The sequence below is a fragment of the Streptomyces cirratus genome (genome assembly GCF_014650775.1).
GTDB classification, from domain to species: domain Bacteria; phylum Actinomycetota; class Actinomycetes; order Streptomycetales; family Streptomycetaceae; genus Streptomyces; species Streptomyces cirratus.
This window is the reverse complement of sequence record NZ_BMVP01000004.1, coordinates 91962-108409: the sequence shown is the minus strand read 5'-3', so window position 1 is coordinate 108409 and position 16448 is coordinate 91962. Positions and strand designations below refer to the sequence as shown.

Below are 16448 nucleotides of genomic sequence, written 5' to 3'. Positions count from 1 at the left end.
CGCGCCGCGGATCTCGAGACACGGCTCGCAGGGGGGGTCAGTATCGGGAGCGGAGTCCACCCCGACAGCCAACGGAGCGAGCGATGTCCATCCCTCCCGACCAGTTGACCGAACCCGCGGTGCGGGCCTTCGTCACCGCGCTCAACGCAGGGGACCGGCAGGCGTTCGCCGCGACCTTGACCCCGGGCGCCACGATGTCCGATGACGGCAGCGACCGCGAACTCACCCGATGGACGGACCGGGAGATCTTCGGCTCAGGCGGCCACATGGACGTCGAGTCCCAGACCCGTGACGGCCTCGGGCTGGTGGCGGAGTTCCGCAACGACACCTGGGGCAGCATGCGCACGGCGTGGCGGTTCACCGTGGACGGCGGCAAGGTGGCCCGCTTCGAGACCGGCCAGGCCTGAGGCGCCGGTTCAGCGGCTTCCCCAGGCGGTACCGGCCGCCACCGGAACCGGGGCCGGGCCGGTGCGCGGCGAAGACGCGACGGCCGCCAGGGTGAGGGCGGCGGCCAGCGGGTACGCGCAGGCGGCGACCGCGACCGGCCAGGGCACGGCGCGGCCCGCCGGGGCCACCGCGTGCAGCGCGGGGACCATCCAGGTCCCGGCCGTCAGCGCCCACACCACGACGGCCGCCCTGCTCAGGCGCCGGCCGCGCAGGGAGCCGTACCGCAGCCAGACCAACGCCGGAACCACCCACACCCAGTGGTGACTCCATGAGACCGGGCTCGCCAGCAGGACGAAGAACTGCGCGGCCAGCAGCACGGCCAGCCGGTCACCGCGCCGCACGGCGGCCCGCATCGCGTACGCCGTCGCGGCGGCCGCGAGGAGCACCCCCGCCGGCCACCACAGGCCCGCGACACCGCCGTCCTGCCCGAGGAGCCGGGCCAGGCAGCCGCGCAGCGACTGGTTCTCCACCGACGCGAGCGGACCGATGCGCCCGCTGTCCCCGAGCAGATGCCCCCAGTACCGCCAGGATTCCACCGGGGCCACCAGGGCGGCGAGGACGACCGTCGCCGCGAAGGTCGCGGCCGCCCACCCGGCGGCCCGACGCCGGCCCGCCGCCAGCAGGTAGAGGACGCCGCCGGCCGGGGTCAGCTTGACCCCGGCCGCGAGGCCGATCCCCGTACCGGCGGCAAGGGGGCCCGGCCGGAGTGCGGCGGCCAGCGACAGCGCGGCGAGCGGCAGGCTGACCTGACCGAGCGCGAGCCCGTGCAGCAGGGGTTCCAGCCACAGTACGGCCGCCGTCCACAGGAGGATCCGGGCGGGCTCGGCCGGCCGGTCCGGGTGCAGCAGCGCGAACGAGCCCCGCACGAGATACAACGCGGCGGTGAGTGAGAGCAACTGCCACAGCACCTGCGTCAGCCACCACGGCAGGTACGCCAGGGGCAGGAACACCAGGGCGGCGAAGGGCGGGTAGGTGAAGGGGAGCGCCAGGGCCCCCGGATCGGCGCGGGCCAGTCGGAAGTCGTAGAGGTGGCCGGTCAGAACGCCGGGCGACCCCTCCCGGTACACCCGGAGGTCGAACATGTCGGCCGCACAGAAGGCGACCGCCAGGTGCGCCACCGCTGAGCACGCCGCGATCAGCGCGGCGTGGCGCGTCAGCCAACTCGTCATGCGGCCCATCATCCCGCGTCCCCGCCGGCACGCCCGCACCGTGAGACCCACCGGCGCGGGCGTGCCGAGCGGCAACTACGGTCAACCGGCTACCGCGCGGGCGGCGGAGGCGGGTCCTCCGGCCCAAGGCGCCGCTTGAGCTGCTCCTGCGCCATGTCGGTCTGGGTGCGGTACTTGCCCTCGGTCTTCCCGTCCACGTAGTCCCCGGCCTTGTCGATGCCCTTGCCGGCTTGGTCCTCGTGTCCCTTGAGCATCTGCTTGAGCTTGTCCATCATGGACATGGCCGATCTCCTTCGCTCGTGGTCCAGCGCTCCCAGGATGATCCAGCGCCCGGCAAACCGCATCCGGGGCCCGTGCTTGCGGTGTGACACGAGTGCGCCTCCTGCGGCCGGTTGACCTGCCCGTTCTCCACCCGAAGCGGATCAGGAACCAAGGATGCGAAAGGAGAACCCGCGCCGACACACCCGGGCGGCCCGCCTCGCGGGCGGTCCGGGGCAGGCCTAGCCTGGTGCCTGCTCGGGCCCTCGTACGACTGGAGGCCAGGCCGTGAAGCCGTACCGCATCCGGCTGCGCCGAGCCTGTGTGGCCGCCGCAACAGCAGGTCTGCTCATCGCTCCGGCCGCCGCGGCGGGTTCCGCGCACGGGGCGAACGACCCGGCGCGATCCGCCCCGGCCGCGCCCTCCCCCTCCCCGGACGGGACCTTCGCACAGCTCACCCCGGCCGTCGCCGCGAAGCTGGACGCCGCCGTACGCCAAGTCCTGCGCGACGCACAGGTTCCGGGTGTGGCCGTCGGGCTGTGGGCGCCCGGCAAGGGCAGTTACGTGAAGTCCTTCGGCGTGGCGGACAAGGCGACCGGCGCACCGATGACGAGCGGCCTGCGCGTACGCATCGGCAGCGAGACCAAGACGTTCACCGTCACCGCCCTCCTCGAACTGGTCGACCAGCACAGGGCCGGCCTGGACGACCCCATAGGCAAGTACGTCACCGGCGTCCCGAACGGCAACCGCATCACGCTGCGCGAACTGGCCGGCATGCGCAGCGGGCTGTTCAACTACAGCGAGGACCCGGACTTCGCCAAGGCGCTGGAAACCACCCCGGACAAGCACTTCACACCACAGGAGTTGCTCGCCTACGGCTTCAAGCACGGCGTGCAGTTCCAGCCGGACGCGCAGTTCGACTACTCCAACACCAACCTGGTCCTCCTCGGCCTGGTGATCGAGAAGGTCACCGGCCGGCCGCTGCACGACGTCGTCATGCGGGACGTCGTCGCTCCGGCGGGGCTGCACCACACGCTCTTCCCCACGGGCGCGGAGTTCCCGGAGCCCCACGCGCAGGGCTACACCGAGCAGACGGCGTCCGGCAAGATCGAGAACTCGACCGACTGGGACCCCTCCTGGGCCTGGGCCGCCGGAGCGATGATCTCCGACCTCCAGGACCTGCGCAGCTGGGCCCACACCCTGGCCACCGGCACGCTGCTGACGCCCGCGACGCAGGCCGAGCGTCTCAAGACGCGGCCGATAGGCGTGCCGGGGGACGGCTACGGGCTGGGCATCTTCGACGTCCAGGGCTGGATCGGCCACAACGGCTCACTGCCCGGCTACGAAGTCCTGTGCGTCTACCTGCCCCAGGCGCGGGCGACGATGGTCATCGTCCTCAACACCGACGTCCTCCACGACGGCCAGGAGCCGAGCACGCTGTTCGGCGAGGCCGTCACCCGCATCGTGAGCCCCCAGCACGTCTACCCCGGCCACAAGCCCTCCGCGCCCAAGGGCAGCTGACCGGCCGCCCCCCGGCGGAAGGGCCGAAAAGCGCCGTAGAAGCGCTGCCGCCGCGAGCAGGACAATGACCCCGCCGCCACGCGGGCGGCGCGGGCGGGCCGGCCGTGTGCGACATCGCGACAGCGCCGCGCCGCACCGCCGTACGACTGCGGGGGCAACGGGGCGGGGGCCACTGGTGCTGCGTATCCATTTCACCGCGGACGATCTCGCCCGCACCCGGGTGGCCACCACGATCGGGGCCGCGGCGGAGACGTACTACAGCCTGGAGATGCTGAGCAGGCGCTCCCTCGCGGCGCCCTTCCAACGCTGGCGGGCGACGGTGGCCGGGCGACTGCCACAGGCCGCGAGGCCGCTCACCGTGCTCCTGCCCGGCCGCGGCCCCGGGCTCGACCTGCTGGCCCTGGCCGGGGACTCGCCCGACATCGATGAGGCCGTCGACGCCCTGCTGCGGGCTCCGCGCGCCCGGGTACGGCGGGAACTGGAGGCGGTCGCCTTCGACCCCGCCCACTCCTCCTGGGCCCGGTCCGTAGCCGAGGGGGACGCCGAAGCCCGCGCGCGACTGGCGACAGCCCTCGCGGCCTGCCACCGGGTGACCGTAGGGCCGTACTGGGCTGCCGCCCACGCACGCCTCGACGCGGTACGCGCCCAGTACGCCCGCACCTTCCTGGAGCACGGCGTCGAAGGCCTGCTGACCTCGTTGTGCCCGCCGCTGGTGCGCTGGCGCCCGCCCGTCCTGGAGGTACGCCACCCCCGCCCGGTCGACGTCCACCTGGGCGGACGCGGGCTCGTCCTCGCGCCGACCGTGTTCTCCTGGCGCGAGCTCAGCCTCCTCTACGACCCGTTCGACGACGCATCGGTGCCCCGGCTGACCGTACCGGCGGTGACCGGCCCGGCGAACGGCTCCGCCCTGTGGCACGGCGGCAACGGCACAACCGCCGGCGAGGCCCTGGGCGCCCTCCTCGGACGCACCCGGGCGGCCGCGCTGCGCGTCACCGCGGACGGCTGCGGCACCGCCGAGCTCGCCGCGCGGCTCCGCGTCACCCCTGCGGCGGCGAGCCAGCACGCGAAGGCCCTGCGCGGCGCGGGCCTCATCACCACGAGCCGTCGGGGCGGCAGCGTGCTGCACGTGGCGACCGCCCTGGGACGTGAGCTGCTCGGCGGGGGGTGGCGGGCCGCGGGAGACGACGTCCCCTCGTGAAGGCTTTAAGCGGTGGCTTAACACCGTGGCCGGCGGAGCCCGACCGTCAGCAGGATGCGTACCGGCGCCGCCTCCGCGCGGTCCGTCCGTCATCACATCCACGACCCAGGTGGGAGCACGCGCATGACAGCTTCAACGAGTTCACGGGGTACGAAGTCCCGCCGGCACCGCGCAGGGCGGCGTGCCGCGCTGCTCGTGGGCGCGGCGGTGATCGCCTTCGCCACCGCCCAGGCGCCCGCGTCGGCGAGTCCCGGCCAGTGCGCCGACAACCGCCTGTGCGCCTGGTCCGACGCGGACTACGGCGGCATCTTCACCGCCTACACGGCCTCAGCGCCCGCCCTCGGCGGCGACAACGACCGGTTCGACTCCGTGTGGAACCGCAACAGCGTGTCCTGGTACGTCTACGTAGACCCCAATTACAGGGGCGCCAGGTACTGCGTGCGGCCCGGCTACTCGGTGTCGAAACTCGGCGACTGGTTCGGTCTCCACGACCGGATCTCCTCCGTACAGAAACTGGGCGGCTCCTCCTGCGGGACGGCCACCCCGATCGGCTCCTACAAGGGTTCCTAGTGCTGTGAACTGAAAGGTTCACCCACCTGGAGGCGCCGGCACGCCCGGCCGGCGCGAAGGCGACAGAATCGGAAGCCGGCGAGGCAGCGGCAACCGACCAGGAGACCGACAGCATGGCAGGACCGTGGCGGGGTTCCGGTGACGGGCCGGGAAGAAGGCCGGCGCGCGGTGGCCACCCGGCCACCGACCGGATGCTCCGCATCCTCGTGCGGCGCCGGAAGACGATGATCCGCAGCGAGGACGTGACCGTCTCCGACCGCCCGCAGGTGCGGCGCGCGGTGACGGCGGCGGCCCTGGGCAACACGATGGAGTGGTTCGACTTCGGCGTCTACGCCTACCTCGCGGGAACGATGGGCAAGGTCTTCTTCCCGGCCAGCTCACCCGGCGTACAGGTCGTCTCCGCCTTCGCCACCTTCGCCGCGGCCTTTCTGGTCCGCCCCCTGGGCGGTCTGGTCTTCGGTCCGCTCGGCGACCGCATCGGGCGGCAGAAGGTGCTGGCCGCCACCATGATCATGATGGCGGCCAGCACCTTCGCCGTCGGCTTCCTGCCCTCGTACGACTCCGTCGGCGTCGCCGCCCCGCTCCTGCTCCTCGTGTGCCGTCTGGTGCAGGGCTTCTCGACGGGCGGCGAGTACGCGGGCGCCACCACCTACATCGCCGAGTACGCCCCCGACCGCCGCCGCGGGTTCCTCGGCAGCTGGCTCGACTTCGGCACCTTCGTCGGCTACGCCCTCGGCTCCGGTCTGGTCACCGTACTGACCCTCGTCCTCGGCACCGGCGGCCTGGAGGACTGGGGCTGGCGCATCCCCTTCTACCTGGCGGGCCCCCTCGGCCTGATCGGGCTCTACATGCGCATGAAACTGGAGGAGACCCCCGCCTTCAAGAAGGAGGCCGCCTACGCGGCCTCGGAGGCCTCCAAGGGCCCGGAGGGCGAAGAGGACGTGGACCCCGTCGAGGCCGCCCGCGAATCCGGCAAGGGACGCCTCAAGGAGATCTTCACCCAGCACTGGCAGGCCGTCCTCATCTGCATGGGACTGGTCCTGCTGTACAACGTCACCAACTACATGGTGACCTCGTACCTGCCGACCTACATGACCGTCACCCTCGGCCAGAGCGCCACCACCGCGCAGGTGCTGGTCCTCGCGACCATGCTGCTGGTGGTCCTGACCATCACCACCGTGGGCCATTCGTCGGACCGATGGGGCCGCCGCCCGGTGTTCCTCGCCGGCAGCGTCGCCCTGGTGGCGCTGTCCGTACCGGCCTTCGTGCTGATCCGCCGGGGCGGGATCCTGCTGCCCGCCATCGGCTGCGCCGTGCTCGGTCTGCTGCTGGTCTGCTTCGCCGGTACGGCCGCCTCCACGCTGCCGGCGCTGTTCCCCACCAGACTGCGGTACGGGGCCCTGTCCCTCGCCTTCAACATCTCCGTCTCGTTGTTCGGCGGCACCACGCCGCTGGTGGCCTCGGCGCTGGTCGAGGCGACCGGCGACGAGATGGTCCCGGCGTACTACCTCATGGTCGCCGGCGCCGTCGGCTTCGTCTCGACGCTCTTCCTGCACGAGACCGCGGGCAAACCGCTGCGAGGCTCGGGCCCCATGGTCGAGACCCCGGGCGAGGCGCAGCGCCTGGTGGCCCGCAGCCGCTCGGCGGCCGGCCGTCGCGCCAGGGACGTCTGGGTGCGGCTGCGCCACCCGCGGTCCCACCACGGCCCCCACGACCACGAGGGGTGACCGGGACCGAGTGCGGGGGCCGGTGAACCGGCCCTGACGGGCCCTGACGGGCCCGTGGCCGGGTGCTACCCGTACGGGTGAGTGCCACCCGCTTCCGACGCCGAACAGGTCCGTTCCGCTTGAGACTCGTGCAGGTCAAGCGGAACGGCAACACCCTCATGGAGAGTGTCATGGCGAACGGTAGTGTCCTGCTGGCCCTGCGCGAGGACCCCTTGGGCGGCGGGGTCGGAGGCGACCAACTGCGGCGGATCGGGAAGGAACTGGAGAACCACGGTCTGGAGGTGCGGTGGGCCCGCACCTCCGAGGCGGCCCGCGCCGCCCTGCGCACCGAGGCGGGCCTGACAGCCGCGGTCGTGGCCTGGGACCTGCCGTCGGAGACCGGTGCGGACGCCGACGGCGGGGGCGCGGCGGTCCTGCGGCAGGTCTCCCGCCGGTTCAAGGACCTGCCCGTCTTCGTCGTGATGGCCGAGGACTCCGACCAGGGCCTGGACCGGCTGCCCCTGTGGGTGGCGGAGACGGCCGTCGGCTACATCTGGCCATTGGAAGACACGCCGTCCTTCATCGCCGGCCGTGTCTCCAACGCGGCACGCGCCTACGGCGACTCCGTCCTGCCACCGTTCTTCAAGGCGCTCCGGCGGTTCGACGACGCCCACGAATACTCCTGGCACACCCCGGCGCATTCCGGCGGGGTGGCGTTCTTGAAATCACCCGTCGGACGGGCGTTCTTCGACTACTACGGCGAGCGCCTCTTCCGCACCGACCTGTCGATCTCCGTCGAGGAGCTCGGTTCCCTCTTCGAGCACAGCGGTCCCATCGGGGACGCCGAGCGCAACGCGGCCCGCATCTTCGGCGCCGAGCGAACGTACTTCGTGCTGCACGGCGACTCCACCGCGGACCGCATGGTCGGCCATTACTGCGTCACTTCCGACGAGATCGCCCTGGTGGACCGCAACTGCCACAAGTCGGTCCTGCACGGACTGGTGATCTCCGGCGCCCGCCCCGTCTACCTCGTCCCCACCCGCAACGGCTACGGGCTGGCCGGACCGCTCCCCGCCCGCGAGACCGCGCCCGCCGCGGTGGCCGCCCGGATCGCCGCACACCCCCTGACACCCGGGGCCGTCTCGCCCGAGGCCCAGTACGCGGTGATCACCAACTCCACGTACGACGGCCTGTGTTACGACACGGTGCAGACCGCCCGCTCCCTGGCGCCCAGCACGCCCCGCCTGCACTTCGACGAGGCGTGGTTCGCCTACGCCCGGTTCCACCCCCTGTACGCCGGCCGCTACGGCATGGCGGTCGGCCCGGACACCTTCGAAGGAGCGGAGCGGCCCACCGTCTTCTCCACCCAGTCCACGCACAAACTGCTGGCCGCCCTGTCGCAGGCCGCCATGGTGCACGTGAAGTCCTCGCCCCGGGCGCCCGTGGAACACCACCGGTTCAACGAGGCGTTCATGATGCACGGCACCACCTCGGCGCTGTATCCGGCCATCGCCTCGCTCGACGTGGCCGCGGCGATGATGGACGGCGCACAGGGCGAGTGGCTGGTCGACGAGGCGGTCACCGAAGCGATCAGGTTCCGGCAGGCCGTCGTGCGGACCGGACGCCGGATCGCGGACGCCGGCGACCGGCTCCCGTGGTTCTTCGGCGTCTGGCAGCCCGACACCGTCACCGACCCGCAGGACGGCACCCGCGTTCCCTTCGCCGACGCCTCCCCGGCGCTCTTGGCCACCGATCCGCGCTGCTGGGAGCTCGACCCCGACGCCGACTGGCACGGGTTCGCCGGCCTGAGCCGGGGTCAGTGCCTGCTGGACCCCATCAAGGTCACGCTGACCTGCCCCGGAGTCACCGCCACGGGGGAGACGGCATCGTGGGGCATCCCCGCCCGGATCCTCACCGCCTACCTCGCCGGCCGGGGCATCGTCGTGGAGAAGACCGACACCTACACCACGCTCGTCCTGTTCTCCATGGGCATCACCAAGGGCAAGTGGGGCACGCTGATGGACGCCCTGATGGACTTCAAGGCCCTCCACGACGCCGACACCCCCCTGCGGCAGGTACTGCCCCACCTCGTCGAGCGCCACCCCCGGCGCTACGGGAGCGCCACGTTGCGCGGCCTGTGCCAGCAGATGCACGAACACCTCACCCGCGCCGAGCTGATCGACGCCCTGGACACCGCCTTCCGGGAACTGCCCGAACCCGTCCTCCCGCCCCGGAGCTGCTATCAGCGACTGATCCGGGGCGGCACCGAACGCCTCCCCCTCGCGCGGGCCGCCGGCCGGGTGGCCGCAGCCATGGTCACCGTGACCCCGCCCGGCATCCCCGTACTGATGCCCGGAGAAGCACTCGGTGCCCCCGACGGCCCCGTCCTGCGCTACCTCGGTGCCCTGGAGGCCTTCGACCGGGCCTTCCCCGGCTTCCACAGCGAAGCCCACGGCGTCACCATCGACCCCGACACCGGTGACTACCTCATCGAGTGCGTACGCGAGGACGGCCCTCCCGGCGCTTGACCGGAGGCCCGGACCTCCACCCCGGCGTGCCCATAGCGCACTTCCGTACGGGCTACCACATCCCGACAACGGAATGCGGCCGAAAGCAAGCAGGATATGAGTTCGAATTCAATCGCCCGCATGTGCGACGGAATGCCTTCGACCTCCTCCTATGGCAATCGGCAGCACGAACGCGCCATCCACCCAGCCGGAATCCGGCCCCGTGGATGGCGCGTATTGGGTCCTTCGGTCCGATGAACTCCAATGAAACCCCTCATACGCGGAGTTGGGCCTAGTTATGCTCCCGCCCACCGGTCATAAGATCCCCACTTTCGATGGTTCGAGGACGCCGATGGCGCAAAAAGACATTCCACCCGAAGCCGCCCGCCCCGACGCGGGAACGAGCTGGATGATGCCAGCGATTACCGCCGTGGCCGCCGTGTGCCTGATCGGCGCGCTGATTTCCTCCTCGGAACCGGTCCGCACCGTCTGCGTGGCCGTGGGCGCCGCCTGCACCGCCGCCGCCCTCGCCGAAGCGCTCCGGCGCGGCCGCGCGCTCACCGCCCGCCACTCCCAGATCGCAGCCCTCCAGCACGCCCTGTCCCGGCAGGAAACCGAAGCGGTGCGCCTGTCCCAGGTGGTGCTGACCGAGGCCATCGAGCGACTGCGCAAGGGCCAGCTGCCCGAAGAGGTGCTGACCGCCCTCGGCGGCCGCGGCGGACAGGGCAACCGGTGGGGCAACGACACCGCCCTGTCACCGCGGTTCAGAGCCGCCCTGCAAAGCGTGCTGGCCCTCGTCATCGACACCGTCGACAACGAGGAGAACCTCCGCCACTCCGCGCAACGGGCCTTCGTCAACATCGCCCGCCGCGTCCAGGCGATCGTCCACCAGCAGGCCCAGGAGATGCGCGAGATGGAGGACCGCCACGGCCGCGACCCGCACGTGTTCGGCGACCTCCTGCGCCTGGACCACGGCACCGCCCTCATCGGCCGGCTCGCCGACTCCATCTCCGTCCTCGGCGGGGCGCGCCCCGGCCGCCAGTGGAGCAGGGCCGTCACGCTGTACAGCGTGCTGCGCGGCGCGATGTCGCGGATCATCGACTACCAGCGCGTGGAGCTCCACTCGGTCTCCGAGGTCGCCGTCGTCGGTCCGATCGTGGAGCCCCTGATCCACACCCTCGCGGAGCTGCTGGACAACGCCACCCGCTACTCGCCGCCGCACACCCGCGTCCACCTCACGGCCGCCGAAGTCCAGTCGGGCATCGCCGTGGAGATCGAGGACGGCGGCCTCAGCATGAGCGAGGAGGCACGCAGGCGCGCCGAGAGGATGCTCGCGCAGGCGCAGTCCGGCATCGACCTCAACGACCTGGGCGAGACGCCGAGGCTCGGTCTCGCGGTGGTCGGCCGGCTGGCGCAGGCGTACGGGTTCCAGGTGTCCCTGCGCTCCTCCGCGTACGGCGGCGTCCGCGCCGTGGTCATCGTCCCGCAGCACCTGATCACCACGACGGCCGCGGCGACCGGCACCGCCCACGGCATCGGTTCCTCCTCGGGGCCCAGGGCAGTGCCCCCCGCACCGCGCGAGCACCCCGTCGACCGCGCGTCCGCCGGCGTGGCCGTGCCCCGCCCGGCGCCGGCTTCCGTACCGCGGCCGACGCCCGCGGAGGGCGGACCCGCCACCGAACGCACGGCCACGGGCCTGCCGCAGCGACGCCGCAAGGACCGTGCCGATTTCTACGACGCCCCGCCCGCAGCGGAGCCGCAGTCGGCGCACGACCCCGGCCCCGGAATGTGGCTGGAGGCGTTCCACAGCGGACTGTCCGGCGGGTCCGGCCAGGACGCCCAGGACGCCCGGGACGCCCGGGCCGTCCAGGACACAGGGGACACGTCGGGCTCAGCGACCAAAGGGGCATGAACAGTGATGACTCAGCGAAGCAGTATGGACTGGATGCTCAAGGACCTGGCCGCCGGAGTGCCGCAGACGCGGCACGTGATCGTACTGTCCGCGGACGGGCTCTGCGTGGCGCAGTACGGGGCCGAGACCGACACGGCCGACCGCCTGGCGGCGGCCTGCGCCGGCCTGCAGAGCCTCGCCGGAGCGGTGGCCTCCGAACTGCCCCGCTCCGAAGGCAGAATGCGGCTGGTCGTGATCGAGATGGACGGCGGGTTCTTCTACCTGATGGCCGCCGGCGACGGCTCCTACCTGGCGGTCCTCGCCGACGAGGGCGTCGACGCGGGCCTGATGGGTGCCCAGATGCGAAACCTTGTGACCCGGATGGGGGAGCACCTGAGCAGCCCGCCCCGACATGACGGGCAGCCCGCGTGAGTGAGCCACCCTCAAGCTGGGAGGACAAGACTCCCGAACGGCTCTACGTCATCACCGGCGGCCGCAGCGGACCATCCACCGCCGTCCAGCTCGACCTCGTGACCCTGGTCGTCGCCAAGGTGCCCGCCCGGCCCGAGATGCAGCCCGAACACGCGGCCATCCTGCGCATGTGCCAGTCACCGCTGTCGGTGGCCGAGATCGCCGCGTACGCCGGTCTGCCCGTGAGCGCCGTCACCGTGCTGGTCGGGGACCTGATGACCGCTCGGCGTGTACACGTACGACCGCCCGTTCCCGCCGCCCAGCTCCCCGACCTTGCTCTGATCGAGGCAGTGATCAATGGACTTCAAAAGCTCTGACCCGCCCCCGGGGCCACGCCCCGCGGACATACTCCCGCAGACGGCGGCGGCTGCCGTCAAGATCGTCATCGTCGGCGGATTCGGCGTGGGCAAGACGACGATGGTCGGCGCGGTCAGCGAGATCAGACCGCTGACGACCGAGGAGACGATGACCAAGGCGGGCATCGGCGTCGACGACACCCGGGGCGTGGCGCGCAAGACCACCACGACCGTGGCCATGGACTTCGGCCGCATCAGCATCAACGACGAACTCGTGCTCTACCTGTTCGGCACCCCCGGCCAGGAGCGGTTCTGGTTCCTGTGGCGCGGCCTCTTCGAGGGCGCCCTCGGCGCGGTCGTACTCCTCGACACCCGGCGGCTGGAGACCAGCTTCGACGTCATCGGCCGGCTGGAGGAACGGGGCGTCCCCTTCGTCGTGGCCGTCAACTCCTTCCCCGACGCCCCCGAGCATCCGCTGGAAGAGCTCCGCCAAGCCCTCGACCTGCCCCGCGCCGTCCCGATCCTCGTCTGCGACGCCAGACGGCGGGAGTCGTCCCGCGACGTCCTGCTGACGCTCATGCGCTACCTGCACTCGCAGGCGGCGACCCAGGAGGCAATGTGAGTACCCACCCCACCCCGCCGCCCGAGTGCCCCGCCCACGCGGCGGGAGCGGCGGGCGCCCTGTACCGGCTCCACGGACCGGAGGCGCAGGCCGACCCCCTGCGGCTGTACGAGAAGCTGCGGGCCGAGTACGGGCCGGTCGCGCCCGTACTGGTCAGCGGCGACCTCCCGGCCTGGCTGGTCCTCGGCCACCGGGAGAACCTCGACGTGGCGCGCACCCCTTCGCGGTTCGCCCGCGACCCCCGGGGCTGGCGCGACATGAAAGAGGGCCGGGTACCGGCGGACACCCCGCTCGGCCCCATGGTCACCTGGGTGCCGGTGTGCAACTTCACCGACGGGCCCGTCCACGAGCGGCTGCGCGGAGCCGTGGTGGAGTCCCTGGAGCGCTTCGACAAGCGCGGCATCCGCCGTTACGTGACCCGTTTCGCCAACCAGCTCGTGGACCGGATCGCCGCCGACGGCTACGCCGACCTCGTGGCCTCCTTCTCCGACCAGCTGCCCATGCTCGTCATGACCCAGCTGGTGGGGGCCCCCGACGAACACGGGCCCCGGCTGGTCAAGGCGGCGCGCGACATGCTCCAGGGGACGGAGACGGCCCTCGAGAGCGACCGCTACGTGACCCTGACGCTGGAACAGCTGGTCACGGAGCGCAAGGCCGAGCCCGGCTACGACCTCGCCTCCTGGCTGATCGAGCACCCGGCGAACCTCAGTGACACCGAAGTGCTGATGCACCTGCGCGTGGTGCTGATCGCGGCGTACGAAACCACCGCCAACCTGATCGCGAACACGCTGCGGACCGTGCTGACCGACCCGCGGTTCCGGGCGAGCCTCTCCGGGGGGCACATGACGCTGCCCGACGCCCTGGAACAGGTCCTCTGGGACGACCCGCCGATCAACACGATCATCGGGCGCTGGGCCACCGGGGACACGGTGCTCGGCGGCCGGCAGGTGAAGGCCGGAGACATGCTGCTGCTCGGCCTGGCCGCGGGCAACGCCGATCCGCAGATCCGCCCCGATCCGAGCGTCTCCGTCCACGGCAACCGCTCCCACCTGGCGTTCAGCAGTGGGCCGCACGAGTGTCCGGGTCAGGACATCGGCCGCGCCATCGCCGACACCGGCATCGAGGTCCTGCTGGACCGGCTGCCCGACCTCCAGCTGGCGGTGGACGCGGGCGAGCTGGAGTGGCGCGGCACCCTCATGTCGCGCCACCTGCTGTCACTGCCCGTACGGTTCACCCCGCGCTCCGTCGAGCACGCCGGGCCGCACACCGAGCAGCCGTCCGAGCACCCGCCGCACGTCGCCGTGATCCCGCCGCAGCCGACGGCGGCGCCCACCGCGGCCGTGCACCGGCGGCGCGGCGGCGGCTGGTGGCGCCGGCTGTTCGGCCGCCGCTGAGCCGGCGTTGCGTACCGAGGGCCCCCGCGCCGCACCGGCCGGGGGCCCTCGGCACCGCTCAGTCGCGCACCCACTGCCACCAGGAGGCGAGGGCCGGCACATCCGGCGGCTCGGTCCCGGGGGCGCTGGGCGCATCGGCGTACCGCAGGTCGAAACCGGCGTCCCTGAGCGGCAGTTCGTACCGGTTGCGGGGACTCGCGTACCGCGGCGCCCGGCTCTGCCATGCGATGCAGCCGGCCACGTAGTGACCCAACGCCGCCAGGTGGCGGCGCAGTTCGGGGCCTCCATCCTGCGAGAGCCGGGCCCGTAGCGTGGTGAAGAGGACCATCACCCGGTCACGCAGGGCCACCGCGAGGGGTACCGCCTCGGCGGGGGAGCAGCCCTCCCGGGCTGCGAGGACGTTGACGAGGTTCACCTCCCGCGGCTCCAGGTGGTCGTCCTTGTCGTACGAGAACAGGTCGTTGTCGGCGCTGACGACGAAACCCGCCGCGTCGGTGAGCACCGTCAACGCGGGGGAGTAGAGCACGTCGGCGGGCAGCCGGTCCCCCCGGGCGACGTCCGACCAGGTCAGCGAGAAGCGCGTACCGTTCGCCAGCGGTCCCATCGAGGCGAAGTCGTTCAGCCCCGGCATGGCACCCGTTCCGGCCTGCGCGGCCCGCCAGGCCGCCCCGAGCAGCCAGTCCCGTGTCCCTTCGACGAACCTGCGCAGCTCGAACGGGCTGAGCATGGCGTGGGTGCGGCCCACCAGGTCGACCAGCGCCCGCGTCATGGGACCGTCGGGCAGCACGGACGCCCCCGGGTTCTCGATGGTCCGCAGCAGCCGCACACCGTGTTCGACGACGGCGCCCGTGCCCACCTCCTCCGAACCGGAGTCCTGCCAGTCGTCGACGGCGTTGGCCCAGTAGTTCCACTCGGCGAACAGCAGCAGGGCCTCCACCTCCCCCTCGGGGATGATGCGGCAGGTGAAATCGGCGCTGTGGGTGGCCAGGCCCCAGGCGCGTTCGACCGCGTCCGGGTACAGGCCGAAGGCGTCCACCCACTCCACCGCCCGGGCTTCGACCTGCTTGGCCTCGGGATGGAGGAGGTCGCGCTCCAGGGGGCAGTAGAACGAGGGCAGTTGGTTACCCAGCCGCGAGGGTCGGGGCGCCGTGGTCATCGGCCGCCCCCGATCCGGAAGCGCAGCAACCGCGTCTCCATCGCGTGGTCGCGCCACAGGCGGAAGAGCTTGCTGTGTGCGATCGTCGACTGCTCCAGCCGTACGCCGCTCCAGGCGGCGGGCTCGCCGCCCGCGCGGAGCCGGTCGAGTTCGGCGGTGTTCCACGCCATCGACTGCACCCAGAACTCCGTCACCGAGTCGGTCACGTCCTCGTCCTGCACCAGCTCGAAGCCGGCCGCCTCGGCCGCCGCCAGGTATTCGGCGTGCGTTCCCAGTCTGGTCCGGTAGTAGCCGTCGATGAATCCGAGCCACTCGGAGCGGCGCACGAAGTGCTCCTGGATGCCGAACCACCCGCCGGGCCTGAGCGACTTGGCGACGACCTCGAAGAGGCGCTTGCGGTCGGTGTACCCGCTGCTTTCGTTGGCATAGGCGGCGTCGTACACACGGGTGTCCTGCAGCTCGTGCACATCGGCCACCCGGGGTTCCACCCGGCCCCCGACCCCCGCTTGACCGGCGAAACGTCTGATCAGCGGGACGTGTTCCGCTGCGACGGTGAGGCCGGTGACCGAAGCGCCGTGCTGCTGCGCCCAGTAGAGGGAAGTGCCGCCGAGGCCGCAGCCGATGTCCAGGACCCGCCGGGGCGGAGCCTCGTACGCGCCCCAGGAACGGGCGGCGTACTCGACGATCCTCTCCTGCGCGTCGAGGAGGTGCTGCTTGAGCGCGCCCTGGGAGACGGTGGTGGGTGGTGACCCGTCGGGGAACAGCCCCACATGGAAGTGGACGCGCGGGCCGGGGCCGTACTTCTGGATGATGTCATGGGTCTTGCCGCTGTAATAGAGCCGCACCTGCTCGTCCGCGGATGAGCCGCGGGCGGTGCCTAACGACGCTATGAGGGGAGTAACGCGCACGGGACGTCCGCCCTTTCGTGGGTAGGGCCGGTCTCCAGGACGCGCTGCCGCCGCTCATACCGCGCCCCGACCGCCACACTGTTGAAGCACGGATCATCGTGGCACTCCACGGCCTGCACGTCAGCCACTGTGCACACAGATCATCTGATGTGCGTAGCCACCCGCTCCGGGCGCCGATGCCGCCGGGACGGTCAAGCCTGGCGCCACGCCCCCGGCCCGGGCATCCTCCTGCCCGACCCGGGCCTGATCGACCCCGGGCATAAGCGCCGCTCAGGTGGGCAGACGCCGGACATGTCGATCGCCTGTTCGGCCCGAGTCGCGTGGCGCGGGCCGT

At 72.0% G+C, this 16448-nt stretch carries 15 protein-coding genes; 11 read left to right on the top strand and 4 right to left on the bottom strand.

What is annotated here, in order from left to right; genetic code table 11:
- The first annotated feature begins 83 nt into the window (after nucleotides 1-83).
- Nucleotides 84-407, top strand: coding sequence for a nuclear transport factor 2-like protein (locus tag IE207_RS13065; protein WP_190184318.1), 324 nt, complete (start codon nucleotides 84-86; stop codon nucleotides 405-407).
- A gap of 9 nt (nucleotides 408-416) precedes the next feature.
- Here IE207_RS13065 and IE207_RS13060 read toward each other — a convergent pair whose 3' ends face one another.
- Nucleotides 417-1616, bottom strand: coding sequence for a glycosyltransferase 87 family protein (locus IE207_RS13060; protein ID WP_190184317.1), 1200 nt, complete (start codon nucleotides 1614-1616; stop codon nucleotides 417-419).
- Between the two features lie 89 nt (nucleotides 1617-1705).
- On the bottom strand, nucleotides 1706-1897 hold the full coding sequence (locus tag IE207_RS13055; protein WP_190184316.1) for an antitoxin: 192 nt from the start codon (nucleotides 1895-1897) through the stop codon (nucleotides 1706-1708).
- A 265-nt stretch (nucleotides 1898-2162) separates the two neighbouring features.
- On the opposite strand from IE207_RS13055, the gene IE207_RS13050 reads away from it, so the two are divergent.
- The 10 genes from IE207_RS13050 to IE207_RS13005 all read left to right on the top strand — a co-directional run bounded on the left by IE207_RS13050 (nucleotide 2163) and on the right by IE207_RS13005 (nucleotide 14050).
- Nucleotides 2163-3395 (top strand): serine hydrolase domain-containing protein, encoded by a 1233-nt coding sequence (locus IE207_RS13050; RefSeq protein ID WP_190184315.1) that lies wholly within the window; start codon nucleotides 2163-2165, stop codon nucleotides 3393-3395.
- A gap of 175 nt (nucleotides 3396-3570) precedes the next feature.
- Nucleotides 3571-4593, top strand: a complete 1023-nt coding sequence (locus tag IE207_RS13045; protein ID WP_190184314.1) for an ArsR/SmtB family transcription factor — start codon at nucleotides 3571-3573, stop codon at nucleotides 4591-4593.
- A 123-nt stretch (nucleotides 4594-4716) separates the two neighbouring features.
- Entirely contained in the window at nucleotides 4717-5163 is a 447-nt protein-coding gene (locus IE207_RS13040) for a peptidase inhibitor family I36 protein (protein ID WP_190184313.1), read from the top strand.
- Nucleotides 5164-5354: 191 nt separating this feature from the next.
- On the top strand, nucleotides 5355-6890 hold the full coding sequence (gene proP / locus IE207_RS13035; protein WP_190184706.1) for a glycine betaine/L-proline transporter ProP: 1536 nt from the start codon (nucleotides 5355-5357) through the stop codon (nucleotides 6888-6890).
- Nucleotides 6891-7060: 170 nt separating this feature from the next.
- Nucleotides 7061-9397 (top strand): Orn/Lys/Arg family decarboxylase, encoded by a 2337-nt coding sequence (locus tag IE207_RS13030; RefSeq protein ID WP_190184312.1) that lies wholly within the window; start codon nucleotides 7061-7063, stop codon nucleotides 9395-9397.
- Nucleotides 9398-9728: 331 nt separating this feature from the next.
- Nucleotides 9729-11288, top strand: a complete 1560-nt coding sequence (locus tag IE207_RS13025) for an ATP-binding protein (RefSeq protein ID WP_190184311.1) — start codon at nucleotides 9729-9731, stop codon at nucleotides 11286-11288.
- A gap of 6 nt (nucleotides 11289-11294) precedes the next feature.
- Complete coding sequence (locus IE207_RS13020) at nucleotides 11295-11699, top strand: roadblock/LC7 domain-containing protein (protein WP_190184310.1); 405 nt, start codon at nucleotides 11295-11297, stop codon at nucleotides 11697-11699.
- Nucleotides 11696-12055, top strand: a complete 360-nt coding sequence (locus IE207_RS13015; protein ID WP_190184309.1) for a DUF742 domain-containing protein — start codon at nucleotides 11696-11698, stop codon at nucleotides 12053-12055. The genes IE207_RS13020 and IE207_RS13015 overlap by 4 nt, the downstream gene beginning before the upstream one ends.
- Nucleotides 12036-12656, top strand: a complete 621-nt coding sequence (locus tag IE207_RS13010; protein ID WP_190184308.1) for a GTP-binding protein — start codon at nucleotides 12036-12038, stop codon at nucleotides 12654-12656. Before IE207_RS13015 ends, IE207_RS13010 begins: the two co-directional genes overlap by 20 nt.
- On the top strand, nucleotides 12653-14050 hold the full coding sequence (locus tag IE207_RS13005) for a cytochrome P450 (protein WP_229873685.1): 1398 nt from the start codon (nucleotides 12653-12655) through the stop codon (nucleotides 14048-14050). The genes IE207_RS13010 and IE207_RS13005 overlap by 4 nt, the downstream gene beginning before the upstream one ends.
- 58 nt (nucleotides 14051-14108) lie before the next feature.
- Here IE207_RS13005 and IE207_RS13000 read toward each other — a convergent pair whose 3' ends face one another.
- Together IE207_RS13000 and IE207_RS12995 are read right to left on the bottom strand one after the other, a co-directional pair.
- A complete protein-coding gene (locus IE207_RS13000) occupies nucleotides 14109-15206 on the bottom strand; it encodes a terpene synthase family protein (RefSeq protein WP_229873684.1) in 1098 nt (365 codons plus the stop codon).
- A complete protein-coding gene (locus IE207_RS12995) occupies nucleotides 15203-16051 on the bottom strand; it encodes an SAM-dependent methyltransferase (RefSeq protein ID WP_190184307.1) in 849 nt (282 codons plus the stop codon). The genes IE207_RS13000 and IE207_RS12995 overlap by 4 nt, the downstream gene beginning before the upstream one ends.
- Nucleotides 16052-16448: the final 397 nt, after the last annotated feature.